This window comes from Streptomyces sp. BI87, assembly GCF_025957665.1.
Taxonomy (GTDB): domain Bacteria; phylum Actinomycetota; class Actinomycetes; order Streptomycetales; family Streptomycetaceae; genus Streptomyces; species Streptomyces albidoflavus.
On record NZ_CP110079.1, the window covers coordinates 2,610,583 to 2,624,813 of the forward strand.

Sequence of the window (14,231 nt, forward strand, 5' to 3'; positions counted from 1 at the left end):
AGTTCGACCGGCCAGTACGGCGGGTTCAGCTGGCCCTCCCCGGCGCGGGCGGTCCGGCGGGGTGGTCGCCGCCCCGGATCTGGTCGACGGCGTGCGGCAGGAGGCGGCCGAGGACGGCGAGCCCGTCGCGGACCCCGCCGGTGGAGCCGGGGAGGTTGACGATGAGGGTGCGTCCGGCGAGTCCGGCCAGGCCGCGGGAGAGGGCGGCGGTGGGGACCTCGGGCAGGCCCTCGGCGCGGATGGCCTCGGCGATGCCGGGGATCTCGCGGTCGAGCAGGGGGCGGGTCGCCTCGGGGGTGCGGTCGGTGGGGCTCAGCCCCGTACCGCCGGTGGTGACGACCACGTCGTAGCCGTCGGCGACGGCGGCGGCGAGGGCTTCGGCGACCGGGTCGCCGTCGGGGACGACGCGGGGGCCGTCGACGGCGAAGCCGAGGGCGGTGAGGGCCTCGGTGATGAGGGGGCCGCCGGTGTCCGCGTAGACGCCGGCGGCGGCGCGGTTGGAGGCGGTGACGACGAGGGCGCGGGGTGCGGCGCTCATGCGGCGGGGCCTTCGGCCGCGCGCTGCCAGGTGCCGGACTTGCCGCCGGTCTTCTCCTCGACGCGGACGTCGGTGATGACGGCGCCCTTGTCGACGGCCTTGACCATGTCGACGACGGCGAGCGCGGCGACGGTGACGGCGGTGAGCGCCTCCATCTCGACGCCGGTGCGGTCGGTGGTCTTGACGGTGGCGAGGATCTCCACCGCCTCGTCGGTGACGGCGAGGTCGACCTTGACGCCGGAGACGGCCAGCGGGTGGCAGAGCGGGATCAGGTCGGGGGTGCGCTTGGCACCCATGATGCCGGCGATGCGGGCGGTGGCGAGGGCGTCGCCCTTGGGGACGCCCTCGCCGCGCAGGAGTTCCACCACGCGGGGTGCCACGAGGACCCGGCCGAAGGCGCGGGCGGTGCGGGCGGTGACGTCCTTGGCGGAGACGTCGACCATGCGGGCCGCGCCGGCCTCGTCGAGGTGGGTGAGCTGGTCCTGCTGCGAGGGGCCGGGGGTCTCCCCCGGCGTAAACGCTGTCATGTGCTGTGCGACTCCCGGTCCGCGGCCCACCGCGCCCATGTCGGCCTGTGTGGGCGACCACCGTACCCGCACCGGGTGCCGGTCAGCCGAGCAGGACGACCTCGACCTCGCTGCCCCAGGCCGCCTTGGTGGCCGCCTCGGGGACGACGATGAGCGCGTCGGCGTGGGCGAGGGCGCCGATGAGGTGGGAGCCGGAACCGCCGACGGGCCGCACCTCCGGCCGCTCGCCGCCGGTGTACGTGCCGCGCAGGAACTGCCGCTTCCCCTCGGGCGAGGTGAGCGGCGCCGGCTCCTCGTCCCCCGCTCCGTGCGGCGGCAGCAGGGTGGCGCGGACGACGGGCCGGTGGAGGTCGGCCAGCCCCATCATGGCGCGGATCGCGGGCCGTACGAAGAGCTCGAAGCTGACGTACGAGGAGACCGGGTTGCCCGGGAGGGTGAGGATCGGGGTGCGGTCGGGGCCGATGGTACCGAAGCCCTGGGGCTTGCCGGGCTGCATGGCGAGGGTGCGGAAGTCGACGTGGGCGCGGTGGACGGCCTGCTCGGCGTCCTCGCCCTCCTCACCCTCGGCGGGCTCGCCCTCCGCTTCGCCGAGCTCCTCCTCGGCGACGGCGGTGAGCGCCTCCTTGACGACGTCGTACGCGCCGACGCTGACGCCGCCGGTGGTGACGAGGAGGTCGGCGCGGATGAGCTGGTCCTCGATGGTGGCGCGCAGCGTCTCGGCGTCGTCGGTGACGGCGCCGACGCGGTAGACGATGGCGCCCGCGTCCTTGGCGGCGGCGGCCAGGGCGAAGCTGTTGGAGTCGTAGATCTGGCCGGCCGCCAGTTCCTCGCCGGGCTGGGCCAGTTCGCTGCCGGTGGACAGGACGACGACGCGCGGGCGCGGGCGGACCCGGGCGGCGGGGCGGCCGATGGCGGAGAGCAGGGCGATCTGCGGTGGGCCGAGGACCGTCCCGGCCTCCAGGGCGACGTCCCCGGCGCAGACGTCGCCGCCGCGGGCCCGCACGTGGGCGTGCGGGGTGACCGGGCGGTGGACGCGGACCTGGCCGCCGGAGCCCTGGGGCGAGGCGCTGTGCGGGGCCATGGTGCGGGCGGGCCCGGCGCCGGTGCCGCCGTCGGTCCACTCGACGGGGACGACGGCGTCGGCGCCGGGTGGCAGCGGGGCGCCCGTCATGATGCGGGCGGCCCGGCCGGGGCCGACGGTCAGCTCGGTGCCGCTGGAGCCGGCCGCGACGTCACCGATGACGGTGAGGACGGCCGGGGAGGCTTCCGAGGCCCGCTCGGTGTCGGCGGCGCGGACCGCGTAGCCGTCCATGGAGCTGTTGTCGAAGGGGGGCAGCGCGACCGGCACGGTGACCTGCTCGACGAGGACGCAGCCCTGGGCGTCGAGCAGGTTCAGCTCGATGGGCTCCAGGGGCTGGACCGCGGTGAGGATGTCGTCGAGGTGCTCGGCCACCGACCAGGTGCGTGCGCCGGTGGCCTGCTCAGTCGTGCTGCTCAAGGTGCTACATCTCCTCGGTGACGTAACTGCGGAGCCAGGCCCGGAAGTCGGGGCCCAGGTCTTCACGTTCGCACGCCAGTCTGACAATGGCGCGCAGGTAGTCGCCCCGGTCGCCGGTGTCGTAGCGGCGGCCCTTGAAGACCACACCGTGCACGGGGCCGCCCACCTTCTCGTCCTCGGTGAGCTTCTGGAGCGCGTCGGTGAGCTGGATCTCGCCGCCGCGGCCCGGCTCGGTCTGTCGCAGTATGCCGAAGATGGCGGGGTCCAGGACGTACCGGCCGATGACGGCGTAGTTGCTGGGCGCGTCGGCGGGGTCGGGCTTCTCGACCAGGCCGGTGACGCGGACGACGTCGTCCTCGCCGGTGGTCTCGACGGCGGCCGAACCGTAGAGGTGGATCTGCTCGGGGGCGACCTCCATCAGGGCGATGACGCTGCCGCCCTCGCGCTCCTGGACGTCGACCATGCGGGCGAGCAGCGGGTCCCGGGGGTCGATCAGGTCGTCGCCGAGGAGGACGGCGAAGGGCTCGTTGCCCACGTGCGGGGCGGCGCACAGGACGGCGTGGCCGAGGCCGCGCGGGTCGCCCTGGCGGACGTAGTGCATGGTGGCGAGGTCGCTGGACTCCTGGACGCGGGCGAGGCGGGCCTCGTCGCCCTTGCGGCTGAGCGCCTGTTCCAGCTCGTAGTTGCGGTCGAAGTGGTCCTCGAGGGGGCGCTTGTTGCGTCCGGTGACCATGAGGACGTCGGAGAGCCCGGCGGCGACGGCCTCCTCGACGACGTACTGGATGGCCGGCTTGTCGACGACAGGAAGCATTTCCTTCGGCGTGGCCTTGGTGGCGGGGAGGAAGCGTGTCCCGAGGCCGGCGGCGGGGACGACCGCTTTGCTGATCCTGGCGTTCGACTCAGTCATGCCGCTCACCATAACCGCTGGGCATGCCGGAAATCTGTTGATCCGACAAGGTAAGTCGAATATAAGCCGATTGATGAGGTTTGGTACGGATGAGTGGTCCCGATGATGCCAAGCGCGGGTTGCGCCGAGAGCTCCTCGCCGTGAGATCCCGGTTGACCGGAGATGACGCCGAGAAGACGGCCGCGGTTCTCGCCCGGCGGGTCCTGTCGCTGCCCGAGATGGCCGGCGCCCGCACGGTCGCGGCCTACGTCTCGGTCGGCGGCGAGCCCGGCACGAAAGCCCTGCTGGAGGAGCTGCGGCGGCGCGGTGTCCGCGTGCTGCTGCCTGTCCTGCTCCCCGACGACGACCTGGACTGGGCGGAGTACGAGGGCCCGGCCTCGCTGGCGGAAACCCGCAGGTCAGGACGGATGACTCTGCACGAGCCGGCCGGGCCCCGGCTCGGTCCCGAGGCGGTGACGGGGGTGGACGCCGTGCTGCTGCCGGGCCTCGCCGCGGACCTCTCGGGGCGGCGGCTGGGCCGGGGCGGCGGCAGTTACGACCGGGTGCTGGCGCGGCTGGCGGCGGCCGGGGCGGACCCGCTGCTGCTGGTCCTGCTCCATGATCACGAACTGCGGGAGGAGGTGCCGGCCGAGCCGCACGACCGGCCGGTGCACGTGGTCCTCACCCCCTCCGGAACGCACCGGGCGCGCGGGCGCGGCTGACCGCCGGCCGACGCACGAAAGCCCCCGCGACCGGTGCCGGTCGCGGGGGCTTTGACGGCTGTTTCTCCAGCCGTCCTGGATCAGGACCTCAGGGCTTGAGGACCAGGGTGTCCTCGGTGGCCTTCTTGACGGCCTTCTCGGTGAACGCCCAGGGCAGCAGTTCGCCCTTGACCCACTTCTCCGTCTGGTCGGTGTAGTGGGGGCTGTAGACGTGCCCGGAGGCGCCGGTGAGGTTGATCCACTCGGACTTGTCGAGGTCGCCGAGGTTCACCACCATCCGCATGGACGGCACCCAGATCACCTCGTAGCCGGCGGCCGCGTTCCACCCGGTGGCGTTGACGGTGGCCTCGCCGCCGCCGAGGTCCCAGGGGCCGCGGTTGAGGATCTTCTGGACCAGGCCCGGTCCGCTGGTGCCGAGGGTCTGGTTCTCCAGGGTCAGCTGGTGGAGCCGGCCCCAGTTCCAGGAGTCCATGTCCTTGCCGAGCTTGGCGGTCAGCTCCCAGCGGGCGTCCTCCATGGCCCGCTCGAAGAGCTGGTCACGAGTCTTGGTGGCGTCGTCGGTGCGGGTGGCCGGGGAGTGCCACCACTCGCTGTCCTCCTTCTCCAGCTGCTGGCGGACCACCTCGAACCAGCGGTCGCCGCCGTCGGGCTGCGCGGAGTCGGCGGAGCGCTGGCCGCACTCGCGGACCTTGCGGGTCTCGTCCTCGGGACGGGTCTGGCTGGCCGGCTCGACGTTGAGGCACTGGCCCTTGACGCGGACCTCCTTGGGCAGCTTGTTGCCGAAGCCGAGCTTGAGGATGTTGCGCCAGACGGCGTTGAAGTAGGCGGCGGGCGCCGACTCGGCGGTCTGCGTGTAGTCCCAGCCCTCCAGGAGCTTCTGCGCCTCGCGGACGTGGCTGTCCTTGACGTCGATCTTCAGCAGGTACGGCGTGAGCAGCTTGGCGATGGAGCTGGAGTCGTCGAGCTGCATGGTGCGCATGTCGCCCATGGAGATCTTGCCGCCGTCCTTGGTCTTCGACTTCAGGAGGTCGTTGATCCGCTGGCTGCGCGCGCCGTACCCCCAGTCCTCGGTGAGCAGGTACGGGTACTTCTCCGCGTCCACGACGGCCTGGTTGGCGGTGACGATGTAGCCGCGGTCCGGGTTGTACTCGTAGGGCAGGGCGTCCTGCGGGACGTACCCCTTCCAGTTGTACGACGGGTCCCACCCGGGGGCCGGGAGGGTGCCGTCGTGGCCCTTGGCGCGGACCGGGACGCGGCCGGGCGCCTGGTAGCCGATGTTGCCCTCGGTGTCGGCGTAGATCAGGTTCTGCGAGGGGACCTCGAAGAGGGCGGCGGCGGAGCGGAACTCCTTGAAGTCCGTCGCCTTGTTGAGGGCGAAGACGGCGTCCATGGAGCGGCCGGGGGTCAGCGCCGTCCAGCGGAGCGAGACGCCGTAGCCGTCGCCGCGGTCGGGGGCGGCGGCCTGGACGGGCGCCTTCTTGCCGACCTTGCCGAGTTCGTCGTTGCGGTCGGAGACGAGGGGCCCGTTGTTGGTCTCGCGGACGGTGATGGTGCGGCTCTTGCCGCCGGCGACCTTGATCGTCTCGCGCCGGGTCTCGAACGGGACGGTCTTGCCGCCGTACTGGTAGCCGCCGGAGCTGACCTTCTCCAGGTACAGGTCGGTGACGTCCGCGCCGAGGTTGGTCATGCCCCAGGAGATCTGGTCGTTGTGGCCGATGACCACGCCGGGCATCCCGGAGAAGGTGTAACCGGAGACGTCGTACTGGCACTTCTCGGAGACGCTGCGGCAGTGCAGGCCCATCTGGTACCAGAGGGACGGCAGTTGCGGGGAGAGGTGCGGGTCGTTGGCGAGCAGCGGCTTGCCGGTGGTGGTGTGCTCGCCCGCGACGACCCAGGAGTTGGAGCCGATGCCGTTGCCGTTGGGGCCGAGCAGCGCCGGGACGTTGTCGAGGACGTCGGAGAGCCCGGAGAGCTGGCTCTGCATGCCCGGGTCGGTGCCGGTGCCGGCGTCCGCGCCGGTGTCTATCCCGCCCTCGGTTCCGGTTCCGGTGCCCGTACCGGTGCCGGGAGTTCCGGTCCCGGTGCCAGTTCCGGTCCCGGTGCCGGTACCGCCGGGGTTCTCGCCCGTTCCGGCGTCCCCGGCGTTCTCGGTGGGGGTCGCGGACGGGTCGTACTCGCCGGTGGCCGGGTCGACGGCGCCCTTGTCCACGATGGGCTGGTTCCGGTCGACCGGGTAGTCCGGGTAGAGGTCGGCGATCTCGGCCGGGCCCAGGCGGCTGGTCAGCAGGGAGCGGTCGATCTCGTCCTGCATGTTGCCGCGCAGGTCCCAGGCCATGGCCTTGAGCCAGGCGACCGAGTCGACGGGCGTCCAGGGCTCGGGCTCGTAGTCGTTGGTGAAGCCGAGCGCCGCGTACTCGACGGAGCGCTCCTCGGGGCTCTTCGTGGAGAGGTAGGCGTTGACGCCGTCGGCGTAGGCGCGCAGGTACGCCTTGGTGCTCTTGGACAGCTTGGTGTCGTACTCCTGCTTGGCCACCCGGTGCCAGCCGAGGGTGCGCAGGAAGGCGTCGGTGTCGACCTGGCTCTCGCCGAACATCTCGGAGAGGCGGCCCGCGGTGGTGTGCCGGCGGACGTCCATCTCCCAGAAGCGGTCCTGCGCCTGGACGTAGCCCTGGGCACGGAAGAGGTCCTCGTCGCTGTCGGCGTAGAGGTGGGGAATGCCGTTGCCGTCGCGGCGGACCTCGACCGGGGCGCTGAGGCCGTCGAGTTCGAGGCTTCCCTTGGTCTCGGGAAAGGCCGACCGGACCGTGCTCACGCCCCAGTACGCGCCGTACCCGACACCCGCGACGAGTGCGAGGACCAGGACGAGGACGATTCGGCGGGCTCGGCGACCCTTTCTCCTGCCGGGCGCATGGCCGGATGAGGCGGTGGTGGTGGAGGGCATCGCTGTCCTTGCTGTCCTTCGAGCGGCATGCGGTCCGCGTGGGCCTGAGGAGTGCTGGAGCAACCATAGGCGCAGCGTCCGGGCGGGCAGGACGCGGAGTGGGGAACCCGTTCACCCCAGGTGGGGACGGCCGTTGGGCGGCTCGTGCACCGGCGGGCGCTGTGCGGGGTGTTGACCCCGGCGCACGATTCGCGGCAATCGCCATCAAGGACCCGTTAACGATTAGGTAAGGTAACGAACTACCTCGCGCTCTGTGTTCCGCCGCAGGGAAGGAACGGCCACTGACTGTCCACGATCTCAACCAGCTTTTGCTCCTGTGTTCGCTCGTGCTGCTCGTCGCCGTCGCGGCGGTGCGGATCTCCTCACGCAGCGGACTCCCCAGCCTCCTCGTCTATCTCGGCATCGGCGTCGCCATGGGCGTCGACGGCATAGGCCATCTCTCCTTCAGCGACGCGGAACTGACCCAGGTCATCGGTTACGCGGCCCTGGTCGTCATCCTCGCCGAGGGCGGACTGGGCACCTCGTGGAAGGAGATGAAGCCGGCGCTGCCCTCGGCCGCCGCACTCGCCCTGGTGGGGGTGGCGGTGAGCGTCGGCGTGACGGCGACCGCCGCCCACTACCTGGCGGGGCTGGAGTGGCGCCAGGCCCTCATCATCGGCGCCGTCGTCTCCTCCACCGACGCCGCCGCGGTCTTCTCGGTGCTCCGCCGGGTCCCCCTGCCGTCCCGCATCACCGGCACGCTGGAGGCCGAATCGGGTTTCAACGACGCCCCGGTGGTCATCCTGGTCCTCGCCTTCTGCACCGCCGGACCCATCGAGCACTGGTACGTCCTGATCGGCGAGATCCTGCTGGAGCTGGCCATCGGCGCCGCGATCGGCCTCGCCGTCGGCTGGCTGGGCGCGCTCGGCCTGCGCCATGTCGCCCTGCCCGCCTCGGGCCTGTACCCGGTCGCGGTCCTCGCCATCGCCACCACCGCCTACGCGGCCGGGGCGATGGCCCACGGCAGCGGCTTCCTGGCGGTGTACCTGTGCGCCCTGGTCCTCGGCAACGCCAGACTCCCGCACGCCCCGGCCACCCGCGGCTTCGCCGAAGGGCTCGGCTGGGTCGCGCAGATCGGCATGTTCGTGCTGCTGGGGCTGCTGGTCACCCCGCACGAACTGGCGGGCGACGTGCTGCCGGCGCTCGTCATCGGCCTGGTGCTGACGGTGGTGGCGCGTCCGCTGAGCGTCTTCGTGAGCCTGACGCCGTTCCGGCGGCCGTGGCGCCAGCAGGCGCTGATGTCCTGGGCGGGGCTGCGCGGCGCGGTGCCGATCATCCTGGCGACCATCCCGATGGTGGCGGGGGTGCGCGGCAGCGAACGCCTCTTCAACATCGTCTTCATCCTGGTCGTCGTCTACACCCTCGTCCAGGGCCCGACCCTGCCATGGCTCGCGCGCAGGCTGGGCCTCGGCGACCAGGCCGAGGCGGCCGACCTCGGCGTGGAGTCGGCACCGCTGGAGCGGCTGCGGGGCCACCTCCTCTCGGTCGCCATACCGGAGAAGTCCCGGATGCACGGCGTGGAGGTGAGCGAACTGCGGCTGCCCACCGGCGCCGCCGTCACCCTCGTCGTCCGCGACGGCCACAGCTTCGTGCCGGCACCCTCCACCCTGCTGCAGCGCGGCGACGAACTCCTCGTCGTCGCCACCGACCCGGTCCGCGACTCGGCGGAGGAACGGCTGCGGGCGGTGGGCCGCGGCGGCAAGCTCGCGGGCTGGCTGGGCACCTCCGGCAAGGAGGAGTGAGCCCCGGGCCCGCCTCCGGCGAGGGGCGGGCCCGGTCCGTACCGGCGGCTTGTGGGCAGGTTTGCCCCGCCGTCGGCTGTACGATGAACGAACCCTGAACCGACCAACTCTGCCTGACGCGGAGCTGGCGCGACCGTATGGCGGCCGTGGAGTCCTCCCCACCGGGTGGCCCGGCATCTACCGCAGTTCCGCGCGTTAGTGGACAGCTCTCGGCGCCCGACAGCGGGCACGCCCTCAGGCGGCAGAAAGGGACGGGCCGTGGAATCCACGGTCACTGTCGACCCCTCCGACGGGCGCCCCACGAAGCGCCCCGGATACGGACAGCTGCTGCGCACCCCGAGAGCCTGGACGTTCCTGCTGCCGGGCTTCGCGGCCCGGCTGCCGTTCGCGATGCTGACGATCTCCCTGGTGCTGCTGGTGCAGCACACCACCGGCTCCTACGGCGTGGCCGGCGCGGTCGCCGCCGTCGCCGGTGTCTCCATGGCGCTGCTCGCCCCTCAGGCGGGCAAGCTCGCCGACCGCTTCGGGCAGCGCGCGGTCCTCGTACCGGGCGTCCTCCTGCACTCGGCCGCGGTCGCCCTCCTCACCGTGCTGGCCCTGACCGGGGCCCCGCTGTGGACGCTCTTCGCGGCGGCGGTGCCGACCGGTGCCTCGGTGCCGCAGATCGGGCCGATGGTCCGCTCGCGGTGGGCGGCGCGGCTCGGTGACACTCCGCTCGCGGGGACGGCGGCCGCCTTCGAGTCGGTCACCGACGAGCTGACCTTCGTCCTCGGCCCGGTGATCGCCACGGCGCTCTGCACCGGCGTCCACCCGGCGGCCGGCCTCGCCGCCGAAGGCGCCCTCTCCCTCCTCGGCGGCCTCCTCTTCGCCGCCCAGCGCTCCACCCAGCCCGAGGTCACCCCCCGCCCGGCCGCCGGCCGCGCCTCCGGAACCTCCGGCTCCGCCCTCTCGATCACCGGCGTCCGCGTCCTCGCCGTCGCCTTCCTCGGCATCGGCACGGTCTTCGGCGGCCTCCAGGTCTCCCTGACCGCCTTCGCCGAGGAAGCCGGCCACCCGGGCATGAACGGCCTGCTCTACGGCATCTTCGCGGCGGGCAACACCCTCGCCGGCATCGTCTACGGCGTGGTCGCCTGGTCGGTCCCGCCCCAGCGCCGCCTCCTGGTGGGCTACGCGGCACTGGCCGTCACCGCCTCCACCCTGTGGGCGATGCCCTCGCTGGCGCCGCTGGCGGTGGCGGGGCTGCTGACCGGGCTCTGCGTCGCCCCGGCCCTGATCACCGGCTACACGCTGATCGACAGCCTGGTCCCGCCGGGCGCCCGTACGGAGTCGTTCACCTGGCTGACCGGCGCGGTCGCCCTCGGGCAGGCCGGGGCGGTCACCGCCTCGGGCACGCTGGCCGACGCCTTCGGGGCGCGGGCCGGGTTCGCGGTGCCGCTGGGCGGGACGGTGCTGGCCCTCGTGGTGCTGGTGGCGTTGCGTTCCCGGCTGGTCCCGAAGTCCGGTGGCACGGGGCGCGGGCCGGTGGCGTCCGGCGGAACCGGGCGTGGTATCGGTCACCGAACCCCGGCGGCAGTGGACTGAGGGCGCGGAATGCGTCACTATGGATCGTCGTTAGCACTCAATGAGTGAGAGTGCCAGGAGGAAGCAAGTGCCGACGTATCAGTACCAGTGCACCGAGTGCGGCGAGGGCCTCGAGGCGGTGCAGAAGTTCACGGACGACGCGCTGACCGTGTGCCCCAGCTGCGAGGGCCGCCTGAAGAAGGTGTTCTCGGCCGTCGGTATCGTCTTCAAGGGGTCCGGCTTCTACCGCAACGACAGCCGGGGAGCCTCGTCCAGCAGCGCCCCCGCCTCGTCGTCGTCGAAGCCTGCGGAGAAGTCGGAGAAGGCCACCTCAGGGTCGTCCTCCTCGTCCTCGTCCTCCTCCTCGGAGAAGGCCGCGTCGTCCTCCGGCTCGGCCTCGTCCGGATCGGGTTCCTCCGGCTCGGGCTCCACCAGCACGGCCACCGCCTGATTCTTTCCCCGACCCCGTCCGCCCGGCTCCGGCCCGGCGGGCGGGGTCGTCGGCGTGCCCGGCCGCGCGGGCCGCTACCGTACGGCCCATGGTGAACACGGCGCAGGCGACGACAGTGGACGACGACGGCACGGCACCCCTGGCGGAGATCGGCGTCATCGGCGGATCGGGGTTCTACTCCTTCCTCGACGACGTGCGCGAGGTCCAGGTCGACACCCCGTACGGGGCCCCCAGCGACTCCCTGTTCCTCGGCGAGGTCGCCGGCCGGCGCATCGCCTTCCTCCCCCGCCACGGCCGCGCCCACCACCTCCCGCCGCACCGCATCAACTACCGCGCCAACCTCTGGGCACTCCGCTCGGTCGGCGTCCGCCAGGTCCTCGGCCCGTGCGCGGTCGGCGGGCTGCGCCCCGAGTACGGCCCGGGCACGCTGCTGATCCCGGACCAGTTCGTGGACCGCACCGAGAACCGCGTCCAGTCGTACTACGACGGCCTGCCCGTCGAGGACCCCCAGGCACCCGGCGGGGAGCGGGTCCCCGAGGTCGTCCACGTCTCCCTGGCCGACCCCTACTGCCCCGTCGGACGCAAGGCCGCACTGCGGGCGGCCCAGGGCCGCCGCTGGGACGCGGTCGACGGCGGCACCCTCGTCGTCGTGGAAGGCCCGCGCTTCTCGACCCGCGCGGAATCCCTCTGGCACCGGGCACAGGGCTGGTCGGTGGTGGGCATGACCGGCCACCCGGAAGCCGCCCTCGCCCGCGAACTGGAGCTCTGCTACACCTCCCTCACCCTCGTCACCGACCTGGACGCGGGCGCCGAGACCGGCGAGGGCGTCTCCCACGACGAGGTCCTGGAGGTCTTCGCCGCCAACATCGAGCGGCTGCGCGCGGTGCTCTTCGACACGGTGGCGGAGCTTCCGGCGGGGCCGGAGCGGGGGTGCCTGTGTGCTCGGGCGCTTGGGGGGCGGGAGACGGGGATCGGGATGGCGTAGGGGGCTCTGGGCACGGCTGGGGCCTGTCCGGCAGGTCTTCCCGGAACAGCCTGCGGCGCCTGGTGCGTGCTCTCGGCGCGAGACGGGGTCTCCCTTGCGCTGGACCGTGCTCGGGCGGCTCGGGTGTGCGGCAAGAGTGCGTGGCAGACGTCGCGGGCCCGCGAAGATCCGCCGGGCAGGCGTACGGCGGGTGGTGGCTCGTCCGGGGGGTCTCGTTCTGGTCGTGGCTCGTCCGGGACGGTCTCGTTCTGGTCGTGGCGCGTCCGGGGCGGGGCTCGTTCTGGTCGTGGCTCGTCCGGGTGGTGGCGCGGGCGCCGGGGTGTGGTTGTCCGTGGGCTTGGGGAGGGGGCCGAGTGGGGGCGCGGGACGGAACCTCCCGTTCGGGTGCCGGAGTTGTCCACAATCCCGTCGCCGTCCCCAACCCCCGGCAGCGGGCTCGGCCGGGCCGCATCGTGAGGGAGCCAGCTCCTCTCACGGAAGGCGGTGCCTCCGGTGCCCTCCTACGCTCCCGACAGCATTCCTGTGGCCGTCTCGTCGCTTGCCTCGCCCACGGCTCCCTCCTCGCACGGTCCGGCCGACGCGGCGGTTCGGGCGGGGCTCGCCCCCGCGCCGCCGGCCGGTGACCCTTCCCTCTGCCTCGACAGGCCTCCTGCCGTGCCCGGGTACGGGGTGCCGCCGCCCGGCCGGGTCGTTCCCTTCGCGCCGGTGCGAATCCGGGGCGGGGCGCGCCTTGGCAGGGCGGGGCGGTGGCGAGGGTGGGTCGTGGTGGCGGGGCTGCTGGTGGGTGCCGTGTGGTGGGCGGTCCCGGGGGTTCAGGCGTCGCGGGGTGCTCCGGGCGGGGAGGCGGCGGGTGGCGCCACGGCGTCGGAGCGCGTCGAGGTGGCTGGTACTGGTGCCCGCGCCGGGGCCGGTTCGGCTGCCGGGCGTTTCGTGACGGCGCCCGTGCGCCTGGCTGATGGCGGTGCGGCCGGCCTGCTGCGGGCCGGCGACCGGGTCGACGTACTCGCTCCGGCGCAGGACCGCGCGGGCGGCGGGCGCGGGCACAAGGCTCGTCGGATCGCTTCCTGCGCGGAGGTGTTGCGCGTGCCGGGGGCCGCCGTGCGCGACGGGTCGCGGGAGGCGGGCGTGAGGGAGGACGGGGCGGCCGACGGGGCACCGTGGCCGGAGTTCGGAGATCCCGGTGACTCTCGTGAGGGGCTGGTACTGCTGCGGGTGCGCAGGGCGACGGCTGAGGCGCTGGCGGGCGCGGCGATGGGTGTCCCGGCGGCCTCCGGAGCGGGGTCGGGAGCGCACTTGGTGGTGACGGTGTGCTGAACCCGCCGCGAGTGCTTCACGCACTGCTCACCACCTGTTCGTCAAGTCCCTCGATCGTGGGATGCGATTGGACAGGTTGGCCCAACGCTGACGTAGGTTGCGGAGCTGATTCCTCCAGAACCGTCAGTGAAGAAGGGCCCCGTGGTGAGCGAGAAGAAGGAACCGAGCCTCCTGGACGGCTTCAAGGCGTTCCTGATGCGCGGCAACGTGATCGACCTGGCGGTCGCGGTCGTCATCGGCGCCGCGTTCACCAAGATCGTGAACTCGGTGGTCGAGGGGGTCATCAACCCCCTCGTCGGCGCGATCGGCACCCAGGACCTGAACCGCTACAGCTCCTGCCTCTCCGGGCCGTGCAAGTACAACCAGGAGACCGGCGAGGTCGTCGACGGCATCCCGATCATGTGGGGCAACGTCCTCAGCGCCACCCTGAGCTTCCTCATCACGGCGGCCGTCGTGTACTTCCTCATGGTCCTGCCGATGGCGAAGTACCTGGCTCGCCAGGCGGCCCGCAAGGCGGAGAAGGAGGGCGTCGCCGAGGCCATGGAGGTCAGCGAGCTGGAGGTGCTGAAGGAGATCCGGGACGAGCTGGTCGCTCAGCGCTCGGGCACCGCCGGTCCGGCGTCCCGCGAGGACGGGCCCGGCTCCACGGGGCCGCAGCCGCCGCAGGGCTGACCCGGAGGGCTGCCGCGCCGCTCGCGTCAGCCGAGGGGATCGCCACCACCGCGGCTCGCCGGGCGGGCCGGTGGCGGCGTGGCCGGGGCGGGCGCTCGCGGGACGGAGGCGGGCGCCGGTGGGCCCAGGCTCAGATGTGGTGCGGGGGCTTCTCGTCGAGGAAACGCGCCAGGTCCGCCGCGGAACCGCTACTGGCGGCCGGCTCGCCCCAGCCCCGGTCGGTGTCGTCCGAGGACGGTCGGCTCAGCGGGTCGTCGAAGTCCAGCACGTCCTTGGGATCGCGCGGCTCGGGGGTCTGGGCGGTACTCATGGGTCCAGCGTACGTCCGGCGGGGGTACGCACGCCGGGGTGTGCGC

At 72.9% G+C, this 14,231-nt stretch carries 12 protein-coding genes; 6 read left to right on the forward strand and 6 right to left on the reverse strand.

Translation table 11 applies throughout. The annotated features are described in order from the left end of the window. Window positions 1-25 precede the first annotated feature (25 nt). From OIM89_RS11235 to galU, 4 genes are all read right to left on the reverse strand, one after another. On the reverse strand, window positions 26-538 hold the full coding sequence (locus OIM89_RS11235; protein WP_264491214.1) for a molybdenum cofactor biosynthesis protein B: 513 nt from the start codon (window positions 536-538) through the stop codon (window positions 26-28). Further along, window positions 535-1,065 carry a cyclic pyranopterin monophosphate synthase MoaC gene (gene moaC, locus OIM89_RS11240; protein ID WP_264491215.1) on the reverse strand — a complete coding sequence of 177 codons (531 nt, stop codon included), beginning with the start codon at window positions 1,063-1,065 and terminating at the stop codon, window positions 535-537. Before moaC ends, OIM89_RS11235 begins: the two co-directional genes overlap by 4 nt. Before the next feature lie 82 nt (window positions 1,066-1,147). Then, on the reverse strand, window positions 1,148-2,563 hold the full coding sequence (gene glp / locus OIM89_RS11245; RefSeq protein ID WP_175458833.1) for a gephyrin-like molybdotransferase Glp: 1,416 nt from the start codon (window positions 2,561-2,563) through the stop codon (window positions 1,148-1,150). 4 nt (window positions 2,564-2,567) lie between these two features. Continuing rightward, complete coding sequence (gene galU / locus OIM89_RS11250) at window positions 2,568-3,470, reverse strand: UTP--glucose-1-phosphate uridylyltransferase GalU (RefSeq protein WP_030698622.1); 903 nt, start codon at window positions 3,468-3,470, stop codon at window positions 2,568-2,570. 89 nt (window positions 3,471-3,559) lie between these two features. Between galU and OIM89_RS11255 the strand changes: the two genes are divergently transcribed. Next, complete coding sequence (locus OIM89_RS11255; protein WP_151168373.1) at window positions 3,560-4,171, forward strand: 5-formyltetrahydrofolate cyclo-ligase; 612 nt, start codon at window positions 3,560-3,562, stop codon at window positions 4,169-4,171. Window positions 4,172-4,259: 88 nt separating this feature from the next. Here OIM89_RS11255 and OIM89_RS11260 read toward each other — a convergent pair whose 3' ends face one another. Continuing rightward, the gene (locus OIM89_RS11260) at window positions 4,260-7,112 is read right to left on the reverse strand and encodes a penicillin acylase family protein (protein ID WP_047468026.1); all 2,853 of its coding nucleotides are present in this window, start codon (window positions 7,110-7,112) and stop codon (window positions 4,260-4,262) included. Between the two features lie 326 nt (window positions 7,113-7,438). Between OIM89_RS11260 and OIM89_RS11265 the strand changes: the two genes are divergently transcribed. The 5 genes from OIM89_RS11265 to mscL all read left to right on the forward strand — a co-directional run bounded on the left by OIM89_RS11265 (window position 7,439) and on the right by mscL (window position 13,875). Then, a complete protein-coding gene (locus OIM89_RS11265) occupies window positions 7,439-8,893 on the forward strand; it encodes a potassium/proton antiporter (RefSeq protein WP_030698619.1) in 1,455 nt (484 codons plus the stop codon). Between the two features lie 258 nt (window positions 8,894-9,151). Continuing rightward, on the forward strand, window positions 9,152-10,474 hold the full coding sequence (locus tag OIM89_RS11270; RefSeq protein WP_030698618.1) for an MFS transporter: 1,323 nt from the start codon (window positions 9,152-9,154) through the stop codon (window positions 10,472-10,474). A 67-nt stretch (window positions 10,475-10,541) separates the two neighbouring features. Continuing rightward, a complete protein-coding gene (locus OIM89_RS11275) occupies window positions 10,542-10,904 on the forward strand; it encodes an FmdB family zinc ribbon protein (RefSeq protein ID WP_030698617.1) in 363 nt (120 codons plus the stop codon). Window positions 10,905-10,992: 88 nt separating this feature from the next. Further along, on the forward strand, window positions 10,993-11,889 hold the full coding sequence (locus OIM89_RS11280; protein WP_264491216.1) for an S-methyl-5'-thioadenosine phosphorylase: 897 nt from the start codon (window positions 10,993-10,995) through the stop codon (window positions 11,887-11,889). Between the two features lie 1,455 nt (window positions 11,890-13,344). Next, window positions 13,345-13,875, forward strand: coding sequence for a large conductance mechanosensitive channel protein MscL (mscL, locus tag OIM89_RS11290; protein ID WP_037665484.1), 531 nt, complete (start codon window positions 13,345-13,347; stop codon window positions 13,873-13,875). A gap of 130 nt (window positions 13,876-14,005) precedes the next feature. Here the strand turns inward: mscL and OIM89_RS11295 are convergent, their stop codons facing one another. Beyond that, window positions 14,006-14,185: a hypothetical protein gene (locus tag OIM89_RS11295; protein ID WP_030698613.1), complete on the reverse strand. Its 180-nt coding sequence runs from the start codon at window positions 14,183-14,185 to the stop codon at window positions 14,006-14,008. Window positions 14,186-14,231: the final 46 nt, after the last annotated feature.

Coding starts and splice junctions, on each gene's coding strand:
- OIM89_RS11235 (WP_264491214.1), bottom strand. CDS start 538: ATGAGCGCCGCACCCCGCGCCCTCGTCGTCACCGCCTCCAACCGCGCC.
- moaC (WP_264491215.1), bottom strand. CDS start 1,065: ATGACAGCGTTTACGCCGGGGGAGACCCCCGGCCCCTCGCAGCAGGAC.
- galU (WP_030698622.1), bottom strand. CDS start 3,470: ATGACTGAGTCGAACGCCAGGATCAGCAAAGCGGTCGTCCCCGCCGCC.
- OIM89_RS11255 (WP_151168373.1), top strand. CDS start 3,560: ATGAGTGGTCCCGATGATGCCAAGCGCGGGTTGCGCCGAGAGCTCCTC.
- OIM89_RS11260 (WP_047468026.1), bottom strand. CDS start 7,112: ATGCCCTCCACCACCACCGCCTCATCCGGCCATGCGCCCGGCAGGAGA.
- OIM89_RS11280 (WP_264491216.1), top strand. CDS start 10,993: ATGGTGAACACGGCGCAGGCGACGACAGTGGACGACGACGGCACGGCA.
- OIM89_RS11295 (WP_030698613.1), bottom strand. CDS start 14,185: ATGAGTACCGCCCAGACCCCCGAGCCGCGCGATCCCAAGGACGTGCTG.